General features: G+C 71.5%; 23 protein-coding genes. 19 read left to right on the top strand and 4 right to left on the bottom strand.

Going from position 1 to position 24,519, the window contains the following annotated elements; all coding sequences use genetic code 11:
* Position 1 precedes the first annotated feature (1 nt).
* From ABII15_RS07495 to ABII15_RS07440, 12 genes are all read left to right on the top strand, one after another.
* Complete coding sequence (locus ABII15_RS07495; RefSeq protein ID WP_353941483.1) at positions 2-958, top strand: WYL domain-containing protein; 957 nt, start codon at positions 2-4, stop codon at positions 956-958.
* Between the two features lie 67 nt (positions 959-1,025).
* Entirely contained in the window at positions 1,026-1,295 is a 270-nt protein-coding gene (locus ABII15_RS07490) for a hypothetical protein (RefSeq protein WP_353946988.1), read from the top strand.
* Positions 1,296-1,304: 9 nt separating this feature from the next.
* Positions 1,305-1,502, top strand: coding sequence for a hypothetical protein (locus ABII15_RS07485; RefSeq protein WP_353941481.1), 198 nt, complete (start codon positions 1,305-1,307; stop codon positions 1,500-1,502).
* Between the two features lie 255 nt (positions 1,503-1,757).
* Positions 1,758-2,048, top strand: coding sequence for a Sec-independent protein translocase subunit TatA (gene tatA, locus ABII15_RS07480; protein WP_353941479.1), 291 nt, complete (start codon positions 1,758-1,760; stop codon positions 2,046-2,048).
* A 61-nt stretch (positions 2,049-2,109) separates the two neighbouring features.
* Entirely contained in the window at positions 2,110-3,060 is a 951-nt protein-coding gene (gene tatC / locus ABII15_RS07475; RefSeq protein WP_353941477.1) for a twin-arginine translocase subunit TatC, read from the top strand.
* A 42-nt stretch (positions 3,061-3,102) separates the two neighbouring features.
* Positions 3,103-3,993 (top strand): diacylglycerol kinase, encoded by an 891-nt coding sequence (locus ABII15_RS07470; RefSeq protein WP_353941475.1) that lies wholly within the window; start codon positions 3,103-3,105, stop codon positions 3,991-3,993.
* Between the two features lie 43 nt (positions 3,994-4,036).
* Positions 4,037-6,844, top strand: coding sequence for a DEAD/DEAH box helicase (locus tag ABII15_RS07465; RefSeq protein ID WP_353941473.1), 2,808 nt, complete (start codon positions 4,037-4,039; stop codon positions 6,842-6,844).
* Between the two features lie 358 nt (positions 6,845-7,202).
* Positions 7,203-8,852 carry an ATP-binding protein gene (locus ABII15_RS07460; protein ID WP_353941472.1) on the top strand — a complete coding sequence of 550 codons (1,650 nt, stop codon included), beginning with the start codon at positions 7,203-7,205 and terminating at the stop codon, positions 8,850-8,852.
* Entirely contained in the window at positions 8,849-9,256 is a 408-nt protein-coding gene (locus tag ABII15_RS07455) for a roadblock/LC7 domain-containing protein (protein WP_351445878.1), read from the top strand. Before ABII15_RS07460 ends, ABII15_RS07455 begins: the two co-directional genes overlap by 4 nt.
* Positions 9,253-9,660 (top strand): DUF742 domain-containing protein, encoded by a 408-nt coding sequence (locus ABII15_RS07450; protein ID WP_353941471.1) that lies wholly within the window; start codon positions 9,253-9,255, stop codon positions 9,658-9,660. Before ABII15_RS07455 ends, ABII15_RS07450 begins: the two co-directional genes overlap by 4 nt.
* Positions 9,641-10,291: an ATP/GTP-binding protein gene (locus ABII15_RS07445; protein WP_353941470.1), complete on the top strand. Its 651-nt coding sequence runs from the start codon at positions 9,641-9,643 to the stop codon at positions 10,289-10,291. The genes ABII15_RS07450 and ABII15_RS07445 overlap by 20 nt, the downstream gene beginning before the upstream one ends.
* 105 nt (positions 10,292-10,396) lie before the next feature.
* Positions 10,397-11,851, top strand: a complete 1,455-nt coding sequence (locus ABII15_RS07440) for a cytochrome P450 (protein WP_353946987.1) — start codon at positions 10,397-10,399, stop codon at positions 11,849-11,851.
* On the opposite strand, the gene ABII15_RS07435 is transcribed toward ABII15_RS07440, so the two are convergent.
* Positions 11,845-12,813, bottom strand: coding sequence for a pseudouridine synthase (locus tag ABII15_RS07435; RefSeq protein WP_353941469.1), 969 nt, complete (start codon positions 12,811-12,813; stop codon positions 11,845-11,847). The genes ABII15_RS07440 and ABII15_RS07435 overlap by 7 nt on opposite strands.
* Before the next feature lie 299 nt (positions 12,814-13,112).
* On the opposite strand from ABII15_RS07435, the gene ABII15_RS07430 reads away from it, so the two are divergent.
* Positions 13,113-13,961: an SDR family NAD(P)-dependent oxidoreductase gene (locus ABII15_RS07430; RefSeq protein ID WP_353941468.1), complete on the top strand. Its 849-nt coding sequence runs from the start codon at positions 13,113-13,115 to the stop codon at positions 13,959-13,961.
* Between the two features lie 29 nt (positions 13,962-13,990).
* Here ABII15_RS07430 and ABII15_RS07425 read toward each other — a convergent pair whose 3' ends face one another.
* A complete protein-coding gene (locus ABII15_RS07425) occupies positions 13,991-14,827 on the bottom strand; it encodes a siderophore-interacting protein (RefSeq protein WP_353941467.1) in 837 nt (278 codons plus the stop codon).
* A 50-nt stretch (positions 14,828-14,877) separates the two neighbouring features.
* Entirely contained in the window at positions 14,878-15,837 is a 960-nt protein-coding gene (locus ABII15_RS07420; protein WP_353946986.1) for a 5'-3' exonuclease, read from the bottom strand.
* A 231-nt stretch (positions 15,838-16,068) separates the two neighbouring features.
* On the opposite strand from ABII15_RS07420, the gene ABII15_RS07415 reads away from it, so the two are divergent.
* The 5 genes from ABII15_RS07415 to ABII15_RS07395 all read left to right on the top strand — a co-directional run bounded on the left by ABII15_RS07415 (position 16,069) and on the right by ABII15_RS07395 (position 22,339).
* Positions 16,069-17,175 carry a glycine betaine/L-proline ABC transporter ATP-binding protein gene (locus ABII15_RS07415; protein ID WP_353941466.1) on the top strand — a complete coding sequence of 369 codons (1,107 nt, stop codon included), beginning with the start codon at positions 16,069-16,071 and terminating at the stop codon, positions 17,173-17,175.
* Positions 17,168-19,789: an ABC transporter permease/substrate binding protein gene (locus ABII15_RS07410; RefSeq protein WP_353941465.1), complete on the top strand. Its 2,622-nt coding sequence runs from the start codon at positions 17,168-17,170 to the stop codon at positions 19,787-19,789. Before ABII15_RS07415 ends, ABII15_RS07410 begins: the two co-directional genes overlap by 8 nt.
* A 158-nt stretch (positions 19,790-19,947) precedes the next feature.
* Positions 19,948-20,931 (top strand): hypothetical protein, encoded by a 984-nt coding sequence (locus ABII15_RS07405; protein ID WP_353941464.1) that lies wholly within the window; start codon positions 19,948-19,950, stop codon positions 20,929-20,931.
* 112 nt (positions 20,932-21,043) lie between these two features.
* Positions 21,044-21,619: an XRE family transcriptional regulator gene (locus ABII15_RS07400; protein ID WP_353941463.1), complete on the top strand. Its 576-nt coding sequence runs from the start codon at positions 21,044-21,046 to the stop codon at positions 21,617-21,619.
* A gap of 9 nt (positions 21,620-21,628) precedes the next feature.
* A complete protein-coding gene (locus tag ABII15_RS07395) occupies positions 21,629-22,339 on the top strand; it encodes a helical backbone metal receptor (RefSeq protein WP_353941462.1) in 711 nt (236 codons plus the stop codon).
* A 10-nt stretch (positions 22,340-22,349) separates the two neighbouring features.
* Here the strand turns inward: ABII15_RS07395 and ABII15_RS07390 are convergent, their stop codons facing one another.
* Positions 22,350-23,486 (bottom strand): TDT family transporter, encoded by a 1,137-nt coding sequence (locus ABII15_RS07390; RefSeq protein ID WP_353941461.1) that lies wholly within the window; start codon positions 23,484-23,486, stop codon positions 22,350-22,352.
* A gap of 70 nt (positions 23,487-23,556) precedes the next feature.
* On the opposite strand from ABII15_RS07390, the gene ABII15_RS07385 reads away from it, so the two are divergent.
* On the top strand, positions 23,557-24,510 hold the full coding sequence (locus ABII15_RS07385) for a LysR family transcriptional regulator (RefSeq protein ID WP_353941460.1): 954 nt from the start codon (positions 23,557-23,559) through the stop codon (positions 24,508-24,510).
* Positions 24,511-24,519 lie beyond the last annotated feature (9 nt).

Raw genomic sequence — 24,519 nt, 5'->3', positions numbered from 1 at the left:
CATGGCTGCCAACGCCATCGACCAGACCCGGCGGATGCTGTCCCTCGTGACGTACCTGCGCGAGCGCCCCGGCGCGCGTGTGGAGGACGTGGCCCGGGCCTTCGGCATCACCCAGGACGAGCTGATCTCCGACCTGGACGTGCTGCCGCTGTGCGGGACGAGCTTCCGCGGCGGTGACCTCCTCGACATCGACACCGACGGCGACCGCATCTGGTGGCACAACCCGGACGACGTCGCCGCGGCGCTGCGGATCTCCGCCGACGAGGCGACCGCCCTGCTGGTGGCCGCACGCGCGGTGGCCACGCTCCCCGGGCTGCGCGAGGGCGACCGGCTCGCCCTGCTGCGCGCGACCGCGAAGCTGGAGGCGGCGGCCGGCGAGGTGGCCGGTGCCAGCGCGCGGCTCAGCGTCACCTTCGAGTCCGAGGGCGGTGTCTTCGCCGACGTCGACCGGGCGATCTCCGAGCGGCGCCGGCTGTGGATCCGCTACTACTCGCCCGCCCGCGACGAGGTCACCGAGCGCGAGATCGATCCGATCCGGCTCGTCTCCGTCGGCCACACCTACGTAGAGGCGTGGTGCCGCAGGTCGGAGGCGCGGCGCACGTTCCGGCTCGACCGGGTCGCCGAGATCAGGATCCTCGACGAGGCGTCGGCGCCGCCGGAGATCGAACTGCGCGACCTCTCCGAGGGGCTCGTGCAGCCCGCCGCCGAGGACCCGGAGGTCGTGATCGAGGTCGGGCCCGGCGGACGCTGGGTCGCCGAGTACTACCCGCACGACAGCGCCGAGGAGTTGGCGGACGGTGGTCTGCGGATCACGCTGCGCACGCCGGACCCCTCGTCGCTGCGCCGGCTCGCGCTGCGGCTCGGCCGGGACGGGCACATCGTGGCCCCCGCCGAACTCGCGGACAGCGCGCGGGACGCGGCCCGGGAGGCGCTGGCCGCGTACGACGGGGCGGCGTGAGCGGGCCGGAACGGCTCGTACGGCTCGAACGGATGGAAGGCACGAGGTGGGGGAAATGACCGGGACGATGGATGTGGCCGGAATCACCCGGATGTCCGCCGTGGTCGACGGCCCCGCCGCCGTCGTCTTCCGCGCCGCGTGCCCGGACTGCCGCGCCAGCTTCGAACTCGACGCGTCCGCCATCCGGTTGGCGATCGGCGGCAGCCGCCGCACCACCTTCTACTCCTTCACCTGCCCCGAGTGCGAGGCCGCGGTGCGCAAGCCCGCCGGTGAGCGGATCGTCGAACTCCTCACCGGCGGCGGGGTGCGCACCCTCCGCCTCCACCAGACCGTCTAGGCTCGGCGCATGTTCTGGGCGATGGTGTCGGTGGCCGTGGGTTTCGCGGGGCTTGCTGTGCTCGCCTTCTTCGCGGTGAAAGTGTTCGTCGAGGCGGAGCGGCTGGGGAGCCAAGTCGCCGCCACCACGCGACAGATCAACCGGGCCGCCGAGGAACTGGAGCAGGCCGCGGTCAGCGCGGCACGGGCGGGCGGCGACACGGTCTGACGTCCCGGAACACCGCGGGGCCTCATGGAAACCGCTTTACCACTGTGGCCTGTCGGGCTGCCAGGTCGGCCGGGTACGCTCCTTAACGCGACCCAGAAGTGAGGCGCGGGCCGCAACGGGGAGTACGCAGAGGGATTGCCCCCTGTTTACCCCCACGGGATACGATCGCTGCCAGAACGGTGGTCGGACAACAGTCCGAAGTCCGATCGGAACCGGCAGACCCGCCCCTGCCGCCTCAGTGAGAAGGTAACGGATATGTTCGGAAAGCTCGGCGCACCTGAGATCATCCTGATCCTTGTCGTCATCATCCTGCTGTTCGGCGCGAAGAAGCTTCCGGACATGGCGCGCTCGCTGGGCAAGTCCGCCCGCATCCTCAAGAGCGAGGCCAAGGCGATGAAGAGCGAGGGCAACACCAACGCCGCCGCTCCGTCCGACCCGCCGGTCCAGGACGAGCAGGGCCAGGCCGCGCGCACCATCCAGGCCGCTCCCGGCGACGTCACCAGCTCGCGTCCGGTGACCGAGCCGACGAACACGACGAAGAGCTGATCAAGAGCTGACCCAAGGCCGCCCCGTCTCGGCGGCCTGCCGCACGAGATGAGGACGTGGGTTGCTCAAGACTGCCCGCAAGCAGGAGAAGGACCCCGAGGGGCGGATGCCGCTCGCGGATCACCTGCGTGAGCTTCGCAACCGGCTGGCGAAGGCGCTGCTCGCCGTTGTCGCCATCACGATCGTCGCCGCGTTCTTCTACGACGACATCATCGATCTGATCACCAAGCCGATCCTCGACTCGGTCGGATGTGAGCAGACGTTCTCGCAGTTGGCTCAGGTGAAGAAAGAGCCCTGCGCGGAAATCACCATCAACGGTCTGCTGGCCCCCTTCACGCTGGCCCTGAAGATCTCGCTGATGGCGGGCATCGTGTTCGCCTCGCCGGTCTGGCTGTACCAGCTGTGGGGCTTCATCGCGCCCGGACTGCACAAGCACGAGAAGAAGTACGCCTACGGGTTCGTGGGCACCGGCGTCCCGCTGTTCCTGGCCGGCGCCTACTTCGCGTACGCGGTACTGCCCACCACGGCGAAGGTGCTGATCGGCTTCACCCCGGGCAACGCGTCCAACCTGCTGCCCCTCGACGACCTGCTCGACCTCGTGACGCGCATGGTGATCGTCTTCGGCCTCTCCTTCGAGCTGCCGCTGCTGCTGGTGTTCCTCAACCTCATCGGGGCCATCACGGGCAAGCGCATGCTCGGCTGGTGGCGGGCGATGATCATGGGCATCACGGTCTTCGCGGCGGTCGCCACGCCCAGCACGGACCCGCTGTCGATGATGGCGCTGGCCGCCCCGATCTGGGTGCTGTACTTCGCGGCGACGATCTTCTCGCTGCTCAACGACCGACGCAGGCGGCGCAACAACCCGGACGCGGACCTCGACGACGACGAGGCCTCCGACCTCGACCTGACCCCCGAGCGGGTCGGTGACGTCGAGAGCGTGAGCGCGAGCCGGACCCCGCTGCCCGAGCAGACGACGACGGACCGGGTCAACGGTTACGACGATGTGACCTGAGGCAACTCCTGTTCGCGACGGGACGGTTGTTAAGGTCCGGCCGTGAGCAGTGAGATCACCCTCTTCGTCAATCCCACCGCGGGACGCGGCCGGGGCGCAGGCGCTGCGCAGCCGGCCGCTTCCGCGTTGCGGGCCGCCGGGTTCTCCGTACGGAGCGTCATCGGGGAGGACGCGCCCGACGCCCTGGCACGCGCGCGAGCCGCCGTGCGGGAGGGAACCGGCGCGCTCGTCGCCGTCGGCGGGGACGGCCTGGTGAATCTCGCGCTGCAGGCGGTCGCCGGGACGGGCACGCCGCTCGGCGTCGTCGCGGTCGGCACCGGCAACGACTTCGCGCGCTCGCTCGGGCTGCCGATCCGCGAGCCGGCCGTGGCGGGCGCGCTGGTCGCCCACGCGCTGAAGCAGGAGCGGATACGGGAGATCGACCTCGGCCGGATCGGCGACCACTGGTTCGGCACCGTGCTCGCCTCCGGCTTCGACTCCCGGGTCAACGACCGCGGCAACCGGATGCGGCTGCCGCTCGGCCGCTTCAAGTACGACCTGGCGATCGGCCTCGAACTGGCCGCCTTCAAGCCGACCCGGTTCCGGCTCACCCTGGACGACGGGGCCGTGCGGGAGATCGACGCCACCCTCGTCGCGGTCGGCAACGGAACCTCGTACGGCGGCGGCATGCGGATCTGCGCCGACGCCGCGATGGACGACGGGCTCTTCGACGTGACCGTCGTCGGCGACTGCTCCCGGGCGACCCTGCTGCGCGTCTTCCCGCGCGTGTACAAGGGGACGCATCTGACGCATCCCGTGGTCAGTGTGTACCGGGCGGCGCGGGTGGAGCTGGCCGCGGACGCCATCACGGGGTACGCGGACGGCGAGCCCGTCGGGGCGTTGCCGCTGGTCGCGGAGTGCGTGTCCGGAGCCGTGCGGGTCCTTACCGGATAATGATCGTCCGTTGTCGGTGGTGGCCGGTAGGCTCGAAAGCACGATGACAGAGGACCTCTCACCGGCCGAGCGGTATGCGGCAGCCCGTAAGCGGGCCGTCGAGCAGGCCACCGCGCTAGCTTCCTTCCGCGAGATGTACGACTTCGGTCTCGACCCCTTCCAGATCGAGGCGTGTCAGGCACTGGAGGCGGGCAAGGGTGTCCTGGTGGCCGCGCCCACCGGCTCAGGCAAGACGATCGTCGGCGAGTTCGCCGTGCACCTCGCCCTCCAGCAGGGCAAGAAGTGCTTCTACACGACACCCATCAAGGCGCTGTCGAACCAGAAGTACCAGGACCTCGCGAAGCGCTACGGCGCGGACAAGGTCGGCCTGCTGACCGGCGACAACAGCGTGAACAGCGACGCGCCGGTGGTCGTCATGACCACCGAAGTGCTGCGGAACATGCTGTACGCGGGCTCCCAGGCGCTGATCAATCTCGGCTACGTGGTCATGGACGAGGTGCACTACCTCTCCGACCGCTTCCGGGGCGCCGTCTGGGAAGAGGTGATCATCCACCTCCAGGAGTCGGTCACCCTGGTCTCCCTGTCGGCGACGGTGTCGAACGCGGAGGAGTTCGGCGACTGGCTCGACACCGTGCGCGGCGACACCGAGGTGATCGTCTCCGAGCACCGGCCCGTACCGCTGTTCCAGCACGTGCTCGCCGGGCGCCGGATGTACGACCTCTTCGAGGAGGGCGAGGGCAGCAAGAAGGCCGTCAACCCCGACCTCACGCGCATGGCGCGGATGGAGGCCAGCCGCCCCTCGTACCAGGACCGCAAGCGCGGGCGGAACATGCGGGAGGCCGACCGCGAGCGGGAGCGCCGGCAGCGCTCCCGGATCTGGACGCCGGGACGGCCCGAGGTCATCGAGCGGCTCGACTCCGAAGGACTGCTCCCCGCGATCACCTTCATCTTCAGCCGGGCGGCCTGCGAGGCCGCCGTGCAGCAGTGCCTGTACGCGGGCCTGCGGCTGAACGACGAGGAGGCGCGGGCCAGAGTCCGGGAGATCGTCGAGGAGCGCACCGCCTCCATCCCGGACGAGGACCTGCACGTCCTGGGCTACTACGAGTGGCTCGAGGGGCTGGAGCGCGGGATCGCCGCCCACCACGCCGGCATGCTGCCGACCTTCAAGGAGGTCGTCGAGGAGCTGTTCGTGCGCGGCCTGGTCAAGGCGGTCTTCGCCACGGAGACCCTGGCGCTCGGCATCAACATGCCGGCCCGCTCGGTGGTCCTGGAGAAGCTCGTGAAGTGGAACGGCGAGCAGCACGCCGACATCACCCCGGGCGAGTACACGCAGCTGACCGGGCGGGCCGGGCGGCGCGGCATCGACGTCGAGGGCCACGCCGTGGTGCTGTGGCAGCGCGGTTTCAGCCCCGAGCACCTGGCGGGTCTCGCGGGGACGCGCACCTATCCGCTGCGCTCCAGCTTCAAGCCGTCGTACAACATGGCGGTCAATCTGGTCGAGCAGTTCGGGCGGCACCGCTCGCGCGAACTCCTGGAGACGTCGTTCGCCCAGTTCCAGGCCGACAAGTCGGTCGTCGGGATCTCCCGGCAGGTGCAGAGGAACGAGGAGGGCCTGGAGGGCTACCAGGCCTCGATGACCTGTCACCTCGGCGACTTCGAGGAGTACGCGCGGCTGCGCCGCGAGCTGAAGGACCGGGAGACCGAGCTGGCCAAGCAGGGCGCCGCGCAGCGCCGGGCGCAGGCCGCCGCCGCGCTGGAGAAGCTCAAGCCCGGCGACGTGATCCACGTGCCGACGGGGAAGTTCGCGGGCCTCGCGCTCGTGCTCGACCCGGGGCTGCCGGCCGGCCGGTCCAACGGGCACCGCGGGTTCGAGCACCACGACGGCCCGCGCCCCCTGGTGCTGACCGCGGAGCGCCAGGTCAAGCGGCTCGCCTCGATGGACTTCCCGGTGCCCGTGGAGGCGCTGGAGCGGATGCGGATCCCGAAGTCGTTCAATCCGCGCTCCCCGCAGTCGCGGCGGGACCTCGCCTCGGCGCTGCGGACCAAGGCCGGGCACATCGTGCCCGACCGGCACCGCAAGGGCCGCGCCCCCGCCGCCGACGACCGGGAGATCGCCCGGCTCCGCACCGAGCTGCGGGCCCACCCGTGCCACGGCTGCGACGAGCGGGAGGACCACGCCCGCTGGGCCGAGCGGTATCACCGGCTGCGCCGGGACACCGAGCAGCTGGAGCGGCGCATCGAGGGGCGGACCAACACGATCGCGCGAACCTTCGACCGCATCGTGAAGCTGCTGACCGAGATGGACTATCTGCGCGGCGACGAGGTCACCGAGCACGGCAAGCGGCTCGCGCGGCTCTACGGTGAGCTCGATCTGCTCGCCAGCGAGTGCCTGCGGGACCGGGTCTGGGAGGACCTGGACCCGGCCGAACTCGCCGCGTGCGTCTCCGCGTTGGTGTTCGAGGCGCGGGTCGGCGACGACGCGCTCGCGCCCAAGGTGCCCTCGGGCAAGGCCAAGGCCGCGCTCGGCGAGATGGTGCGGATCTGGGGGCGGCTCGACGCGCTGGAGGAGGACTTCCGGATCAACCAGGCGGAGGGCGTCGGCCAGCGGGAGCCCGATCTCGGGTTCGCCTGGGCCGTCTACCAGTGGGCCTCGGGCAAGGGGCTCGACGAGGTGCTGCGGGAGGCCGAGATGCCGGCCGGCGACTTCGTCCGCTGGTGCAAGCAGGTGATCGATGTGCTGGGGCAGATCGCGGCGGCGGCTCCCAGGGAGGGCTCCACCGTGTCGCGCAATGCCCGCAAGGCCGTGGATGCCGTGCTGCGCGGGGTGGTGGCGTACTCGTCGGTGGGGTGAGCCGCGCCTCGTCGCAGGTGTGAGGGAGGGCGTCGTCCACTGCGGGCGGCGCCCTCAGCCGTGTGCGGCACCGGGGATGAGGACAGGCGGACGCCTTCACTCCATGTGTGCGAATGACAGCTGAGCGTGTAAATGGGGGGAGTGTATTCCTCTCGGGGAGCCGATTTCAGGCCCTTGCGGAATATGACCCGGCGATGATCCGGCGCGACTAAGCTCGCCCGCAGCGCGCCGGGTTGAGATGAATTCGGCCGCTTGTTCCCGTGTGCGCCGATGGTTCGCATTGATTCAGGGAACGACAAGCCGAGCAACACGACGAACCGTCGCAAACTTCCCCGATACGACCGTTCAGAGGGCATACATGGTGAGTGTTCAATCGCCTCCCGGTGGCCGAGAAGTCCCCTACACACGCGTGCTGTTGCTGCCCGCGATGGTCATGGCCGCCGCCACCGGAGCGGCCGTCGCCCTGGTCACGGAGCCCGCGCGGCTCGCCGTCGCCCTGTGCGGCGCCCTCGGCACGCTCCTGGTGGTGGCCGTCGCGGCGGAGGTCGTGCGCCGCGGCCGCCTCCTGCGGGAGCAGCGCGCCCAGTTCGCCCACCACGTGGCCGAGTTGGAGCACCGGATCGCCGACCAGGAACACCGCACGATGCGGGTCGCCAAGGATGTCCTGCCGCACGCCCTCTACCGGCTGCGCACCGGTGACAACCCCGTGGACGCGGTCCGCAACACCTGCGACTCCGAGCCCGCCTTCCGTGACGTCACCCGCGGTGAGCGCGCGCTGATCAGCGCCTGCCTCAAGGAGATCGACCGCGAGGCGGCGGCGAACGACGCGGCCCAGCGCGCGTTCGTCTCCATCGCCCGCCGCGTCCAGGCCATCGTGCACAAGCAGGCCCAGGAACTCCGCGAGATGGAGGAGGACCACGGCCGCAACCCCGAGGTCTTCGACGACCTCCTGCGCATCGACCACGGCACGGCCCTGATCGGCCGGCTCGCCGACTCCGTCACCGTCCTCGGCGGCGCCCGCCCCGGCCGCCAGTGGCCCAAGCCGGTCAAGCTCTACAGCGTGCTGCGCGGCGCCATGTCGCGCATCCTGGAGTACCCGCGCATCGACCTGCATGCCATCTGCGACATCGCCATCAAGGGCATCTCCGTCGAGCCGCTGATCCACGCCGTCGCCGAACTGCTCGACAACGCCACCCGCTACTCGCCGCCGCAGACCCGGGTGCACGTCACCGCGGTCGAGGTGCAGACCGGCGTCGCCATCGAGATCGAGGACGGCGGCGTCAGCCTCGGCGAGGAGCAGCGGGCCCGGGTCGAGCGCATGCTGGACCGCGCCCAGGCCGGCGTCGACCTCAACGACCTCGGCGAGAACCCGCGCCTCGGCCTGTCCATCGTCGGCCGGCTCTGCTCCATGTACGACATGCAGATCTCGCTGCGCCAGTCCGCGTACGGCGGTGTGCGCGCCGTGCTCGTCGTCCCGCGCGACATGATGAGCAGCGAGCCCGCGCCCGGCCTCGCCCACGGCATCGGCGCCACCGCCGTGCCGCGCGTCGACCACAACGGCGTTCCGATCAAGGAAGAGCCGCGGCTGAAGAAGACCCGCCGCCCCACCACGGGTCCGCGCCCCTCCGCCCCGCTCCTCGCGATGGAGGACGACGTCCCGGTGGTCACCGAATGGCGGGCCAACGGGCTCCCGCAGCGCCGCAGGAAGGTCGACACGAAGATCATCGAGAACCAGATCATCGTGACGCCGCGCAACCCCGACCTCTCCATGCCGCCGCCCGGGACGCACGAGTACGGCACCGCGCCCGTCACCCCGTCCGTGGAGCCGGAGCACGACAAGCCCGAGCAGGACAAACCGGAGCAGCCCGAACCCGGCCTGTGGGTCGAGGCGTTCATGAACGGGCTGAAACCCGATGACGGCGCCGAGGCCCACGGGCCCGGTGAGGCCGCCGAGAAGCCGCACGACGACGCGTACAACCAGCAGGTCGACGAGGGAGACCGTCAGTGATCCAGCAACGCGCCAACTTCGACTGGATGCTCAAGGAGCTCGCCGACAGTGTGGCGAACGTGCAGCAGGTGGTCGTGCTGTCCGCCGACGGACTGCGCATCGCCCGCTACGGCGGCGACCCCGACGCCGCCGACCGGATCGCCGCCGCCTGTGCCGGACTCCAGTCCCTCGCCTCCGCGGTCGCCACGGAGATCCCCGAGTCCAGCGGCAAGATGAACATGGTCATCATCGAGGTCGACGCCGGCTTCTTCTATCTGATGGCCGCGGGCAAGGGCGCCTATCTCGCCGTCCTCGCCAACCAGTTCGTCGACGCGGGCATGATCAGCCACCAGATGCGCGACCTGGTCATCCGGATCGGCGCGCACCTGACCAGCCCGCCGCGACGCAACGGGCAGACCGTATGACGCGTCCGCCCCAGCCCCCCTACCGAGAACCACCGCCGCGGCGCGAGCGGCGCTCGCCCGGGCCGTCCCAGGACCCCAAGGAACTCGAGCGGCTCTACGTCATCACCGGCGGCACCGACGGCGGCGAGCGCGCACCGCTCGACCTGGTCACCCTGATCGTGGCCCGCACCGAGCCGAAGCCGACGACGCGGCCCGAACAGGCGGCCGTCCTGCGGATGTGCCGGACGCCGCTGTCCACGGCCGAGATCTCGGCGTACCTCAATCTGCCGTTCAGCGTGGTCACCGTGCTGCTCGGCGAACTCCTCGCGGCCGAACAGGTCCAGGCCCGCGCGCCGGTCATCCGGGGCGCCGTCGCGGACCGTTCCCTCCTCGAAGCGGTGATGCATGGACTACAGAAGCTCTGAGCACGCGGCCGCCACCGACGTCACCCCCGGCGGCGTGCACATCCCCGGACCGCGCGCCGAGGACCGGATGCCCGAGACGGTCACCTCGGCCGTCAAGATCGTGATCGTCGGCGGGTTCGGGGTGGGCAAGACCACGATGGTGGGATCGGTCAGCGAGATCCGCCCGCTCACCACCGAGGAGACCATGACGCAGGCGGGCATCGGCGTCGACGACAACTACGGCTCCGAGACCAAGACGGCCACCACCGTGGCCATGGACTTCGGCCGCATCAGGATCACCGACGAACTCGTGCTCTACCTGTTCGGCACACCGGGCCAGGAGCGCTTCTGGTTCCTGTGGAACGGCCTGTTCGAGGGCGCGCTCGGGGCCGTCGTCCTGATCGACACCCGCCGCCTGGAGGTCAGCTTCGACGTGATCGGGCGCCTCGAGGAGCGCGGCGTCCCGTTCGTCATCGCCAACAACGCCTTCCCGGACGGCCCGCGCTACCCCGCCGAGGAGCTGCGCAGCGCCCTCGACCTGGACCCGCACGTCCCGATCATCGAGTGCGACGCCCGCCGCCGGGCCTCCAGCCGCGATGTGCTGCTGACCCTGATGCGCTATCTCCACGAGATGGCCCTGCACCGCGCCTGACCCCGAACTCCCGCGTCCGACAGACCAGTCCACCGAACGACCGGAGCGATTTCCGTGACGCCTCCTCCCCCCAACCCCTCCCAGTCACCCGCCGGGTACGACGACATCGACGGCTACGGCGAGGCTCCGCCGCCCGGCTGTCCCGCGCACGCCCTCGGCCCGGGCGGGGTGCGCCGGCTCTACGGGCCCGAGGCCGACGCCGACATCCCGGCCCTCTACGAGAAGCTGCGCGCCGAACACGGCCCGGTCGCGCCCGTGTTCATCCACGAGGACGTTCAGATGTGGGCGGTGCTCGGCCACACCGAGAACTTGCACATGGTGCGCAGCACGTCCCAGTTCACCCGGGACGCCCGTATCTGGACGCCGATGAAGGACGGCACGTTCAAGCCCACGCACCCGCTCGCCCCGGTCATCAGCTGGCAGCCCATGGCGTCCTTCGTCGAGGGGGCCGAGCACGCCCGGCTGCGCGGCGCGGTCACCGCCGCCATGTCGACCATCGAGCACCGCAGCCTGCGCCGGTCCATCAACAAGGGCACCCAGGAGATCATCAACCGGTTCTCCGAGCGCGGCACCTGCGACATCGTCAGCGAGTTCGCCGAGCACCTGCCGATGATGGTGATGCTCGACGTCATCGGCGCCCCCGAGGCCTACAGCGAGCGGATCGTGCAGAACGCCCGCGACTTCCTCAAGGGCACCGAGACGGCCATCGCCAGCAACGAGTTCATCATGGGCGTCCTGTTCGACCTCGTGGCGCGCCGCCGGGCCCGGCCGGTCGACGGCGACTTCACCAGCGGGCTGATCAGCGACCCGGCCGGGCTCACCGACGAGGAGGTCGCGCACCACCTGCGCCTGGTCCTCATCGCCGGGTACGAGGCCACGGCCAACCTCATCGCGAACGTGCTGCGCGTCGTGCTCACCGACCCGCGCTTCCGCGCCCAGCTCAACGGCGGGCAGATGACCGTGCCCGAGGCCGTCGAGCAGTCGCTGTGGGACGAACCGCCGTTCAGCGCCATGATCGGCTACTTCGCGAAGGTGGACACCGAGCTGGGCGGGCAGCGGATCCGCGCGGGCGACGGTCTGCTCTTCGGGATCCAGCCGGGCAATGTGTGCCCGGTCGTCCGCCCCGACCCGACCGCCCACATGATGGGCAACCGCTCGCATCTCGCGTTCGGCGGCGGGCCGCACGAGTGCCCCGGACAGGACATCGGCCGCGCCATCGCCGAGATCGGGGTCGACGCGTTCCTGATGCGGCTGCCCGACACCGAACTCTCCGTCGACGAGAGCGAGTTGCGGTGGCGCTCGTCGATCCTGTCCCGGCATCTGGTGACGCTCCCGGTGACGTTCACGCCCCGGGCGCAGCAGGACGTCAGCGGCAAGCCCAGCATCACCCCGCCGCGCAAGCCGGACTGGCAGGTCTCGTCGCCTCCCGCACCGGCCGCGCCCATGCCGCCTGTTGCGCCTGTGGAGCCTGCGGCACCCGCCGCCCCGGTGCCGCAGGCCGAGCCGGAGCCTCCGGTCGGCGCCTGGCAGCGGTTCCTGCGCTGGTGGCGCGGCTACTGATCGGCCGGTTCGGTGGCCCAGGACTCGTACGACGTCCAGGCGCGCAGGGTGCGAGCGCTGACGAACCGGTGCTCGCGCCCGGTCACCGGATCCCGGAACTCCAGTGTCCGCGCGAGGAGTTGCAGCGGCCGGCGGAAGTCACCGGGCGCGACCGCGTCGATGACCGCCGGGTACAGGGGGTCGCCGAGGATCGGCAGGCCCAGGCTGTTCATGTGCACCCGCAGCTGATGGGTGCGCCCGGTGTGCGGTGTCAGCCTGTACAGGCCGAGCGGTCCCGCGCGGCCGTCGAGCCGCACCCCGGTCTCGGCATTGGGTTCGCCGTCCGGGACCTCCCGCGCGGCGAGCACCCCGGGCTCCTTCTCGATCCGGCTGCGCAGGGTCGCGGGCAGCGGCACCGCGGGATCGTACGGGGCCACCGCCTCGTACTCCTTGGCCACGAGCCGGTCCCGGAACAGCGTCTGGTACCTGCCCCGCTCCTGCGGCCGCACGACGAACAGCACGAGCCCCGCCGTCAGCCGGTCGAGCCGGTGGGCCGGGCCCAGCGCCGGGATGCCCAGCTCGCGGCGCAGGCGCGCGAGTGCGGTCTCGGCGACATGGCTGCCGCGCGGGGTCGTGGCCAGGAAGTGGGGCTTGTCGGCGACGACGATGTGGGCGTCGCGGTACACGATGCCGAGGGGGAACGGCACGGGTGTCTCGGGTGCCAGGTCGCGGTGGAACCAGACGTGTCCGCCCGGTTCGTACGCCGTCGTGGCGGTGACGGCCGTGCCGTCGGCCCGCACGATGCGCCCGTCGGCGATCATCGCGTCGATCACGCCGTCGCCCGCGCGGAGCCGCTCCACGAGGTGGTCGCGGACGGTGGGCCAGGTGTCGGTGCCGTCGACGGGCAGCCGTACGCGTACCGGGTCGATGCCGTCGCGCTGGGGGAGCGGGGCGGGCGGGGTGCGAGGTCTTCGGCGCGTCATCAGGGAAAGGGTACGGCGCCCCCGCGCAGGTTCCTCCTCGAACGGCGCGCCGCGCCATGCCGCGCGACTGTGTCCGAGGGGCTGTCACCGTTCCGGACCGAGAGGTGAACGCGGCTTCGCCCGGCAGCGGTTGAGAGCGGCGGCGGGGTCCCGGACGACGGCCGGGGCCCCGTGCGCCCGGCCGGTGCGCCCACGCGCCCGCCGACGCTCCCGCAGCGGGGCAGACGGGAGGCGTGTGCCGCCTCCACGATGAGGTGCCGCCGGGGTGGTGGCGCACGAACCGGCACCCGGGGGAACGCATGGGACGACGCTGGCTCATCACTGGATGCTCGTCCGGCCTCGGCCGGGCCCTGGCGGGCGCCGCCGCCGCGGAGGGCGACGACCTGGTGGTCACCGCACGCAGGACCGCCGACCTGGCGGAGCTGGCCGCCGCCTGGCCCGGCCGCATCACCCCCGTCGCGCTGGAACTGCGCGACGCCGACTCCTGCGCCGCCGCCGTCCGGTACGCGGCCGAGCGCCTCGGCGGCGTCGACGTGCTGGTCAACAACGCGGGCGGCGGCCTGTTCGGCGCCGTCGAGGAGACCTCCGACGCCGAACTGCGCGACCTGCTGGACGTCCTGCTCGTCGGCCCGTGGCGCCTGACACGGCTGGTCCTGCCCCTGATGCGGGCCCAGGGCGCGGGCCACATCCTCAACGTGTCCTCCGTGGCCGGGCACATCACCCTGCCCGGCACCGCCGCCTATGCCGCCGGGAAGCAGGCGCTGGAGGCGATGAGCCAGACCCTCGTGGTCGAGGCCGCGCCGCACGGCATCCGCGTCACCGTCCTGGAACCCGGCACGTTCGCCACCCGCTACGGCACCGCCATGACCGAGACCCGGGACCGCGTGGCAGCCTACGACGAGGCCAACGGCCCGATGCTCGCGGCCTTCCGCGCCCTGACCGACCTCCCGGACGTCGGCGACCCCGACGACTTCGCCGCGCGGGTCCTCGCGGTCGTCGCCGCCGAGGAGCCGCTGCCGCTCAGGATCCCGGTCGGCGAGGACGCGTACGGCTATCTGGATTCCGCGGCCGGGGCGGCGCGGGCCGATCTGGCCGAGGCCCGGCGGCTGTTCGGGAGCGGGGCCCTCGCCGAACCGGAGACGGCGTAAGGCGTGTGCCGAACGTCCCTTGGTCCGCCCTAACCCTCCTGCTCGGCCTCCACCTGGGCGTTCCAGTCGCGCTTCGAGGCCTGCCAGCCGTCCTCGTTGTGGCCGAGGCGCCAGTAACCGGAGATCGACAGGTCCTCGCGGGGGATCTGGCGTTCGACCCGGAGGTAGCGGCGCAGCTCCTTCACGAAGCCGGCCTCGCCGTGGACGAAGGCGTGCAGCCGGCCCTCGGGGAAGTCGAGTCCGGTGACCGCCGCGACGAGCGCCCGGCCGACCGGACGGCCCGCCCGGTGCAGCCAGGTGACCTCGACGGGAGTGTCGATCTTCTGCTCCTCCTCGGGGCCCTCGACCTCGATGAAGGCGTGCGCCCGCGTCCCCTCCGGCAGCACCTCCAGCGCGGCGGCGATCGCGGGCAGCGCGCTCTCGTCACCGGCGAGCAGGTGCCAGTCGGCGCCGAGGTCCGGGCGGTAGGCGCCGCCCGGACCCATGAAGTGGATGGTCTCGCCGGGCCGGACCGCCGCGGACCAGGGGCCGGCCAGGCCCTCGTCGCCGTGGATCACGAAGTCGACGGTCAGCTCGCGCGCGGCCGGGTCCCAGGCGCGCACCGTGTACGTACGGGTCACGGGCCACTGCTCGCGCGGCAGTTCCTCCCGGATCCGCTCCACGTCGAAGGGCTCCTCGTACGCGACGCCGGGCGGCACGAACAGCAGCTTCATGTAGTGGTCGGTGTACTCCAGCTCGGCGGGGAAGTCCGCGAGGCCGTCCCCGCCGAGCACCACCCGCTGCATGTGAGGCGTCAGGCGCTCCGTGCGCACGACCTGTGCGGAGCGGGCCTTGCGGGGCTTGCGCGCTGCGGGACGCTCGGCCATGTGCGGTCTCCCTCGATCCACTGCTACTTAGGTTTACCTAAGCTAACACCTCATCCGGAGAGCGTGGCGAGGAGCCGCTGCAAAGAACCTCCCAAACCCCAGCGGGCCCCCAACTGCTCGACCGCGGCCGCGTCGTGGGGCACCCGGGGCAGAGCGGTGTCCACGTCGGGCAGCGGGACGTCGCCCGCGACCCGTACGACCGTCGGCGCCACCGCCAGGTACGGGCGCGACTCGTCCAGCCGCTTGCGCTGCGTCGGCGTCAGCTTCGCCTTCGGGTCGTCGACCGCGGCCATGATCCCGGCCAGGTTCCCGAACTGCGCGAGCAGCTTCGCGGCCGTCTTCTCGCCGATCCCGGGGACGCCCGGCAGGCCGTCGCTGGGGTCGCCGCGCAGCAGCGCCATGTCCGCGTAGCCCGAGCCGTCCACGCCGTACTTCTCGCGCAGCAGGTCCTCGTCGGTGATCTGGAGCGTGCCGACGCCCTTCACGGGATAGAGCACGCGCCGCTCCAGCTTGTCGTCGACGAGCTGGAACAGGTCGCGGTCGCCGGTGACGATGTCGACCGGGCCGCTCGCCCGCCCGGTGAAGGTGCCGATCACGTCGTCCGCCTCGTACCCAGCGACGCCGACGCGCGCGATGCCCACCGCGTCCAGCACGGCCTCGATGATCGGGACCTGCGGCGAGAGGGTGTCGGGCACCTCCTCCTCGTCGGGGGTGCCGGAGGGCGTCTCCTCGGCGACGCGGTGCGCCTTGTACGAGGGGATCAGGTCGACGCGCCACTGCGGGCGCCAGTCCGCGTCCATGCACGCCACCAGATGCGTGGGCTGGTGGTCGTGGACGAGGCGCGTGATGAATTCGAGCAGTCCGCGCACCGCGTTCACCGGAGTGCCGTCCGGGGCCTTCACGGAGTCGGGCACCCCGAAGTAGGCCCGGAAGTACAGGGACGCGGTGTCGAGCAGCATCAGACGCCGGTGCGCGGAGGGGGCTGCGGGTCCTTGAGTCACCTTGCGCATCATGCCGTACAGCACCGACAGGCGCCGGACGGGCGGTGAACGGAATGTGAACTGGGCCACTCCTGTGTTTGGCCCGCATAAGCCCGGGCAGGCGCCGAGCCGGAGCGAATCCGGTCTCATGTTCAACTAATGAACGCTTGGGCGAGGTCGGTCGGACGGTCAGAATCCGTTTCGCTCCGCGGCCCGCCGGCGGGGGAGGCGGGCCGTCCTGCTTCAACCCGAGAGGTGTATGTGTCCAGGCTTGAAGCCGAAGACCTGTACAAGGTCTTCGGCAGACGACCCGCTGAGGCGGTGGAAAAACTCCGCCGCGGAGCCGACCGTGAGGAGCTGCGCGCCGACGGCACCACAGCCGCCGTCATCGAAGCGTCCTTCACCGTCGAACCGGGCCAGATCTTTGTCGTCATGGGTCTGTCCGGATCAGGCAAGTCCACGCTGCTGCGCATGCTCAACGGACTCCTGGAGCCCACCGCGGGACACGTCCGCTTCGACGGCCAGGACCTGACGCAGCTGTCCGCACGCGACCTGCGCGAGGTGCGCTCCAAGAAGATCAGCATGGTCTTCCAGCACTTCGCGCTCTTCCCGCACCGCTCCGTCCTGGAGAACGCGGCCTACGGGCTCGAGGTGCAGGGCGTGCCGCGCGCCGAGCGCGACAAGCGGGCCCACGAGGCGCTGGAGCTGGCCGGTCTGAAGGGGTGGGAGAAGTCCTTCCCCGACGAGCTGTCCGGCGGTATGCAGCAGCGTGTGGGCCTGGCCCGCGCGCTCGCGACCGACGCCGAGCTGCTCCTGATGGACGAGTCGTTCAGCGCGCTCGACCCGCTGATCCGGCGCGACATGCAGGACCAGCTGCTCGAACTGCAGAAGACCCTGAAGAAGACCATCGTCTTCATCACCCACGACCTGAACGAGGCCATGCGCCTGGGCGACAGCATCGCCGTCATGCGCGACGGCCGCATCGTCCAGATCGGCTCCGCCGAGGACATCCTCGTCACGCCGGCCAACGACTACGTCGCGTCCTTCACCCAGGACGTCGACCGCTCCCGGGTGCTGACCGCGGGCGCGATCATGGCCACCCCCGACAAGGGGTACAAGGCGTCCGAGGCCCCGGCGACGGTCACCGAGGACACTCCGATCATCGAGCTGTTCACGCCCTGCTCGACCAGCGAGACACCCGTGGCCGTGACCGACGACGCGGGCAAGCTGCTCGGCGTCGTCCCGAGGCAGCGGCTGCTCGCCGTGCTCGGCGAGCCGATGAAGACCGTGGAGACCTCGGAGGGCTCACAGGGCCCGGAGGACGTGGAGGGCGACGGCCCGGTGGAGAAGGTGAACGCCGGTGCCTAGGCTGCATTTCGGTGACTGGGTCGAGGACGCCGTCGACTGGCTCCAGTCGCATCTGACCTGGCTGTTCGACGCCATCCAGACCGTTCTGGGCGGCATGTACGACGGTGTGGACGCCGTGCTCGGCGGCGGCGAGCCGCTGCTGATGGCCGGCATCCTCGCCGTGATCGCGTGCTGGCTGCGCGGTCTGCTCCCCGGCGTCCTGGCCTTCGTGGGCATGGCGCTGATCGACTCGCTCGGTCTGTGGGACGACGCGATGGACACCCTGTCCCTCGTGCTCGTCGCGGCGGTCATCACGATCGTCATCGCCGTGCCGGTCGGCATCTGGGCCGCGCGCAGCAGCCGCGTCAGCAGCGCCATCCGGCCGGTGCTGGACGTCATGCAGACGATGCCGGCGTTCATCTACCTGATCCCCGGCGTCATGTTCTTCGGCGTCGGCACCACCCCGGGCCTGCTCGCGACGGTCATCTTCGCGATGCCGCCGGGCGTGCGCATGACCGAGCTGGGCATCCGGCAGGTCGACGGTGAGCTGATCGAGGCGGCCGACGCGTTCGGCACCAGCCCGCGCTCCACCCTGACCCGCGTCCAGCTTCCCCTCGCGCTGCCGACCATCATGGCCGGTGTCAACCAGGTCATCATGCTGGCCCTGTCGATGGTCGTCATCGGCGGTATGGCCGGTGCGGGCGGCCTCGGTGAGCAGGTCTACTCGGCGATCACCCAGCTCAAGGTCGGCCTCGCCGCCGAGAGCGGTGTCGCGGTCGTCGTCCTGGCCATGTACCTGGACCGGATGACGGGCGCGCTCAACGAGCGGGTCTCCCCGCTGGGCCGCCGCGCCGCCGCCAAGCTGGCCGCCACCCGCGGCGGGTTCTCCTTCGCGCACTACAAGCCGGCCGGCGTCGTCGCCGTCGTCGGCGTGGTGGCGCTGGCGCTGGTCGCCGGCGGGATGAACCTCGCGGGCTCGGACGACTCCTCGACCGCGTCGAAGAGCACGAACGTCGGCCAGGGCAAGAAGATCAACATCGGCTACATCCCCTGGGACGAGGGCACCGCCTCGACGTTCCTGTGGAAGGAGCTGCTGGAGCAGCGCGGCTACGAGACGGACGTCAAGCAGCTCGACCCGGGCCCGCTGTACTCCGGCGTGGCGCGCGGCGACATCGACTTCCAGACCGACTCCTGGCTGCCGACGACCCACAAGGCGTACTGGGACAAGTACAAGAACCAGCTCGACGACATGGGGTCGTGGTACGGCCCGACGTCGCTGGAGCTGACGGTTCCCTCGTACGTGAAGGGCATCGACTCGCTCGCCGACCTCAAGGGTCAGGGCAAGAAGTTCGACGGCAAGATCATCGGCATCGAGGCCAGCGCCGGCATGATGGGGACCCTCAACAAGAAGGTCCTCAAGGAGTACGGCCTCGACGGCGAGTACAAGGTCGTCTCGTCCAGCACCTCGACGATGCTCGCCCAGCTGGAGCGCTCCATCAAGAAGAAGGAGCCGGTCGTGGTGACCCTGTGGTCGCCGCACTGGGCGTACGGCAAGTACGACCTGAAGAAGCTCAAGGACCCGAAGGGCGCCTGGGGCAAGGGCGAGAACCTGCACACGGTCGCCCACAAGGGCTTCGCGAAGAAGGACCCGACGGTCGCCAAGTGGCTGAAGGACTTCAAGCTCACCGAGAAGCAGCTCACGAGCCTGGAGAACGACATCAAGGCCGCCGGTGAGGGCCACGAGCAGGACGGCGTGCGCACCTGGCTGAAGAAGAACCCCGGCCTGGTCGACAAGCTGGCCCCGGTCCCCGGCGGCGGCGCGCAGAAGCAGGGCAAGGACGCGGGCAAGACCGTCAACATGGGGTACTTCCCGTGGGACGAGGCCATCGCGAGCACCTACCTGTGGCAGAACATCCTGGAGGACCGCGGCTACAAGCCGAACCTCAAGCAGCTTGACCCGGGCCCCCTCTACACCTCCCTCGCGCAGGGGCAGATGGACGTCCAGCTCGACAGCTGGCTGCCACAGACGCACAAGCAGTACGTGGACAAGTACAAGGACCAGCTCTCCGACATCGGCTCCTGGTACGGGCCCACGTCACTGGAGCTGACGGTTCCCTCGTACGTGAAGGGCATCGACTCGCTCGCCGACCTCAAGGGTCAGGGCAAGAAGTTCAACGGCAAGATCATCGGCATCGAGGCCAGCGCCGGCATGATGGGAACGCTGAACAAGAAGGTCCTGAAGGCGTACGGCCTGGAGGGCGAGTACAAGGTCGTCTCCTCCAGCACCTCGTCGATGCTGGCCGAGCTGAACCGCTCCATCAAGAAGAAGGAGCCGGTCGTGGTGACGCTCTGGTCGCCGCACTGGGCGTACGGCAAGTACGACCTGAAGAAGCTCAAGGACCCGAAGGGCGCCTGGGGCAAGGGCGAGCGGATCCACATCGTCGGCAAGAAGGACTTCGCCTCGGACTTCCCCGAGTTCGACAAGTGGCTGAAGAACTTCAAGATGACCGACAAGCAGCTCGCCTCGCTCGAGGTGGAGATCCAGAAGGGCGGGGCCGGCAACGAGAAGGCCTCCGCCCGCAAGTGGCTGGACTCCCAGCCCGGTCTGGAGGACAAGCTGGCTCCGGTGTCCTGACCGGGACGCACTCACGGCACCAGTGACATGACGGGGTGGGCCCCGCCGGTACGCACCGGCGGGGCCCACCCCTTCGTGCCGTCCCCGCGGTCTGTGGCGCACCCCACGCCCCGGCGCGGGCCGCACGGGCGCGGTCCGCTCGTACGCTCGACAGCACCGTGACCGCCGCCCGGCTCAGCGCCTTCGTCGCCGCCGCGCTGGCCGCCGTCCTGCTGCTGATCCAGCTGCCCGCCGCCAGCGTCCACCCGGCCTCGGCGGCCACCGCCCGTTTTGTCGCGCTTGCCGCCGATGTCACCCAGGCGGACGGCCACCACTACGGCCTCACCGACGACACCGGCGCCACCATGGACGCCGCCCAGATCGTCCAGGCCCCCGACGAAGCCGACGGAACGTACCTGGCCGTCTACCACACGATGCGCGCCGACGGCCGCTTCCACTCCGCCGTCGCCACCTCCGCCGACCTGCTGCACTGGCAGCGCCGCCACGACTTCGGCGCGGGCTCCAGCCAGCCGGCGCTCGCCGCCGACGGACACGGCGGCTACGTCCTCGCGTACGAGAAGGACCCCCGCAACCACATCGCCGTACGCGCCTACGACGATCTGGACGCACTCCTCACCGGCCGCGCCGCCCACCGCTTCGACGCGCCCCGCACCCTCTCCGCCTGCGCCGAGGGCACCCCGGCGATCACCGCCGTGCACGGCGGCACCGTCGAGCTGACCGGCCACTACCGCGCCGACTGCGACACCGACCGTCAACTGACCGCCACGCTCCGGAACTACACCACCTGGCACGCCGCCCCGGACCACCGCCTCGACCGGGCCGTGGAGCGGTACGGCACCGGCGGGAACATAGGGGACCGCGACCGGCTCGGCCTCGCCGGAGAACCCATGGTGCTCATCGAGGGCCAGCGCCGGCGGAACGACTTCGGCAGCTGGTCGGCGTACGCCTACGATCCCGCGTCCGGCCGAGCCGACCGGGTGCCGCTGCGCACCGGGGGCGGCTCCACCTCCTTCGCCAATCCGTCCGCGACCCGGATCACGGACCCTGGCGGTCACCGGGCGCTCCTGGTAAGCCTGTTCATCCCGGCGGAGGGGGCCGCGCCGGGGGAGGCCGGACAGCTCGTCTACTGGCGCGAGCTGTAGCACACGGCCGGAACCTGGACCACGGCTTGCGCCGCTCACATGAAACAGCGCGACGAACTTGCGTAGGGTGCAACCAAACGGACACGGCCACCGGTGGGAGGGAGCGGACGTCATGGATGAACACAAGGAGTCACTCCGCGTGGGCGCGGCCGTCCGGCGCCGGCGCCGGACACTGGAGCTGACGCTGTCCGCCGTCGCCGAGCGCAGCGGCCTGTCGGTGCCCTTCCTCAGCCAGGTGGAGAACGAGCGGGCGCGGCCCAGCCGCCGTTCCCTGGAGAAGGTCGCCGACGCCCTCGGCACCACCGCCGTCGAACTGCTCGCCGCCGCCGACCCGGCCCGCACCGTCGATCTGGTCCGCGCCGACGACACCGACGTCGAGGAGGAGTCGGCGGGCGGCGTCGTGCGGTCCCTGGTGCGCGGGCACCACCAGATGCACGCCCAGGAGTTCGTGGGGGACCACGACCCGGGCCGCGAGTTCCAGCTGCGCAACGACGTGCTGATGCACGTCACCGAGGGCGCCGTCGAGGTGGAGGCGGAGGGCCGCGCGTACCGTCTCGTGCGCGGCGACACCCTGTACCTGACCGGTGGCGTACGGCACCGGTGGCGGGCGACCGTGCCGGACGCCCGGGTGCTCGTGGTGGCCGTCGCGGAGCACATCGACGCGGTCGACGAGCCCGGCCCCAAGTAGGGCCGCGTCGTGCGCGTCGTCTCTCTTGTGCCGTCCCTGACCGAGGCGGTCGCCGTCACGCTGCCGGGCGTCCTCGTCGGCGCCACCGACTGGTGCACCCATCCGGCCGACCTGGACGTGACCCGGATCGGCGGCACCAAGAACCCCGACGTGCGGGCGGTCGTCGCACTCCGCCCCGACCTGGTCGTCGCCAACGAGGAGGAGAACCGCGCCCCCGACCTCGCCGCCCTGCGCGCCGCCGGGATCGAGGTCCTGGTCACCGAGGTGCGCACCCTGCCGCAGGCGACGGCGGAGCTGGGCTGGGTGCTGCGCGCGTGCGGCGCGGCGTCCCGGCCGCGCTGGCTCGACGAGGCGGAGGCGGCCTGGGCCGCTCTCGCGCCGCCCGCCCGCCGCGTCCGGGCCGTGGTCCCGATCTGGCGGCGCCCGTGGATGGTCCTCGGCCGCGACACCTTCGCCGGCGACCTGCTCGCCCGCCTCGGCGTCGACAACGTGTACGCGGACCACGCCGAGCGCTACCCGCGCATCCCGCTCGACGCGCTGGAAGCCGTGGAAAAGGACGTGGTGGTGCTGCCCGACGAGCCGTACCGTTTCACCGCCGACGACGGACCGGAGGCCTTCACGGCGCCGTCCGCGCTGGTCAGCGGCCGCCATCTCACCTGGTACGGGCCGTCGTTGGGGCAGGCGCCCGAGGTGCTGCGCAGGGCGCTGGGGGAGCGGTGAGCAGGCGGCGTCACGGCGTCCGGGGCGTGCCGGGCGCCGCGAGCAGCCGCCCGTCGAGCAGGCCCCGGATCGTCCGGACCGACGCCACCGCCCAGGCCGCGACCAGGGCCGCGTAGAGCACGAGCGCCAGCCCGTCGAAGACGGCGAGTCCCGTGTGCTTGCCCAGGCCCTCCGCGCCGGTGACACAGGTCCCGACGGGGAACGTGAACGCCCACCACGTCATCGCGAACCCCATCCCCTCGCGCCGCGCCCGCACCACCATCGCCAGGGCGAACGCCAGCCACAGCATCGCGAACCCCATCACCGGCACCCCGTACAGCACCGCGAACGCCGTGAACCCGTGCGCGTACGAGGCGGGAAGCACCCCGCCCGCGACATCGGCGAACTTGTTGGCCGCCGTCGTCGACTGGCCCAGCGGACCGAGCACGAGGAAGAGGGTCGGGGTCAGAAGCAGCGGCAGCGGGCCCGCCGTGACCAGCCGCGCGAAGATCACCGGCAGCATGACCAGCGTCGCCAGCAGACTGAGGCCGAACATCGCGTAACAGACGAAGAGGAAGGACTCCTGCCACTGCCCGGCCGGCAGGTGCGGCACGAGCAGCGGGCCGACCGCCGCCGACACCATCGGCGCGACCACGGGCAGCAGCCACACCGGCGACGCCTGCCCCGGCTCGATCCGATGCCGTACGACCATCAGATACGGGATCGCGACGGCGGCGGCGAGCCCGACGGCCGTGCCCGCGACGAACAGCACGGTGTCGACCGCCACGGCGGCGCCGAGGCCGATCCAGTCCCGCCCGACGAGCAGCGTCCCGGCGCCGACCGCGAGCAGCGCCATCGACAGACAGCCGTAGAAGGGCGCCACCGCCGGGTCGAGGAGATGGGCCCGGGCCTGGTCGCGGTGGTGCGTCCAGTGCAGCGCCCGCGCGGCCAGCACCGCCACCAGCGCCACGCACGACAGCGCCCACACCACCGTGCAGCCGGTCCGCAGCCCCGGGAATCCGGCCGGGAGCGTGGCGCCCGCGTTGGCGACGATCGCGGTACCCATGACGGCCGCGTACCAGTTGGGGCCGAGGTGGCGGACGGCGGCCGCCCGGACGGAGGGGACGCCGGTGGCGGGGAGAGCGTGGGGCTGGGCAGCAGTGACCATGCCTTCACGATGCGCCGCCCCACCGCCCCCCACCAGGGACGTTCCCTGTATGAGGGCATAACCTGGCCTTATGGGCGAGGAACGGCACAGGCAACGGGAGCAGCAGAACCCTGTACGGGAGTCCCCGCCCGGGCTGCTCGCCCACCGCGTGCCCGACCTCGGCGCGCTCGAACTGCTCCTCGCCGTGGCCCGCCTGGGCAGCCTCGGCGCCGCCGCGCGCGAACTGGGCATCAGCCAGCCCGCGGCCAGCAGCCGGATCCGCTCCATGGAGCGCCAGCTCGGCCTGGCCCTGGTCGACCGCTCCCCGCGCGGCTCCCGGCTGACCGGCACCGGCGCGCTGGTCACGGACTGGGCGCGGCGGATCGTGGCGGCGGCGGAGGAGTTCGACGCGGGGGCACAGGCGCTGCGCGACCGCAGGGACTCGCGCCTCACGGTGGCGGCGAGCATGACGATCGCCGAGTACCTGCTGCCGCGCTGGCTCCTCGCGCTGCGGGCCGCACGGCCCGACACGGCGGTCTCGCTGCTGGCCGGGAACTCGGCGGTGGTCGCGGAGCGGCTGCTCGCGGGCGAGGCGGACCTGGGCTTCGTCGAGGGGCTCACCGTCCCCGCGGGCCTGGACTCGACGGTCATCGCCCACGACCGGCTGATCGTCGTGACGGCCCCGAGCCACCCCTGGTCCCGCCGCCGCAAGCCGCTGACACCGGACGAGCTGGCCGCGACCGCGCTCATCCTCCGCGAGGAGGGCTCGGGCACCCGCCAGGTCCTCGACGCCGCCCTGGGCGGCCTGGCCCGCCCGCTGATCGAGCTCTCCTCGACGACGGCGGTGAAGGCCGCGGCGGTCAGCGGCGCCGGCCCCTCGGTCCTGAGCGAACTGGCCGTCGGCGAGGAGCTGACCGCCCGCCGCCTGGTCGAGATCCCGCTGGACGCAGCGCCGCTGACCCGCGCCCTGCGCGCCGTCTGGCCCACCGGCCACCGCCCGACGGGCCCGGCGCGCGATCTGCTGGGCCTGACCCGTACGGGCTGACGGCCCGCC

The sequence above is a fragment of the Streptomyces sp. HUAS MG91 genome (assembly GCF_040529335.1).
Lineage (GTDB): Bacteria > Actinomycetota > Actinomycetes > Streptomycetales > Streptomycetaceae > Streptomyces > Streptomyces tabacisoli.
The sequence above is the reverse complement of the archived record's forward strand: the minus strand, read 5'-3'. Positions and strand labels throughout refer to the sequence as shown.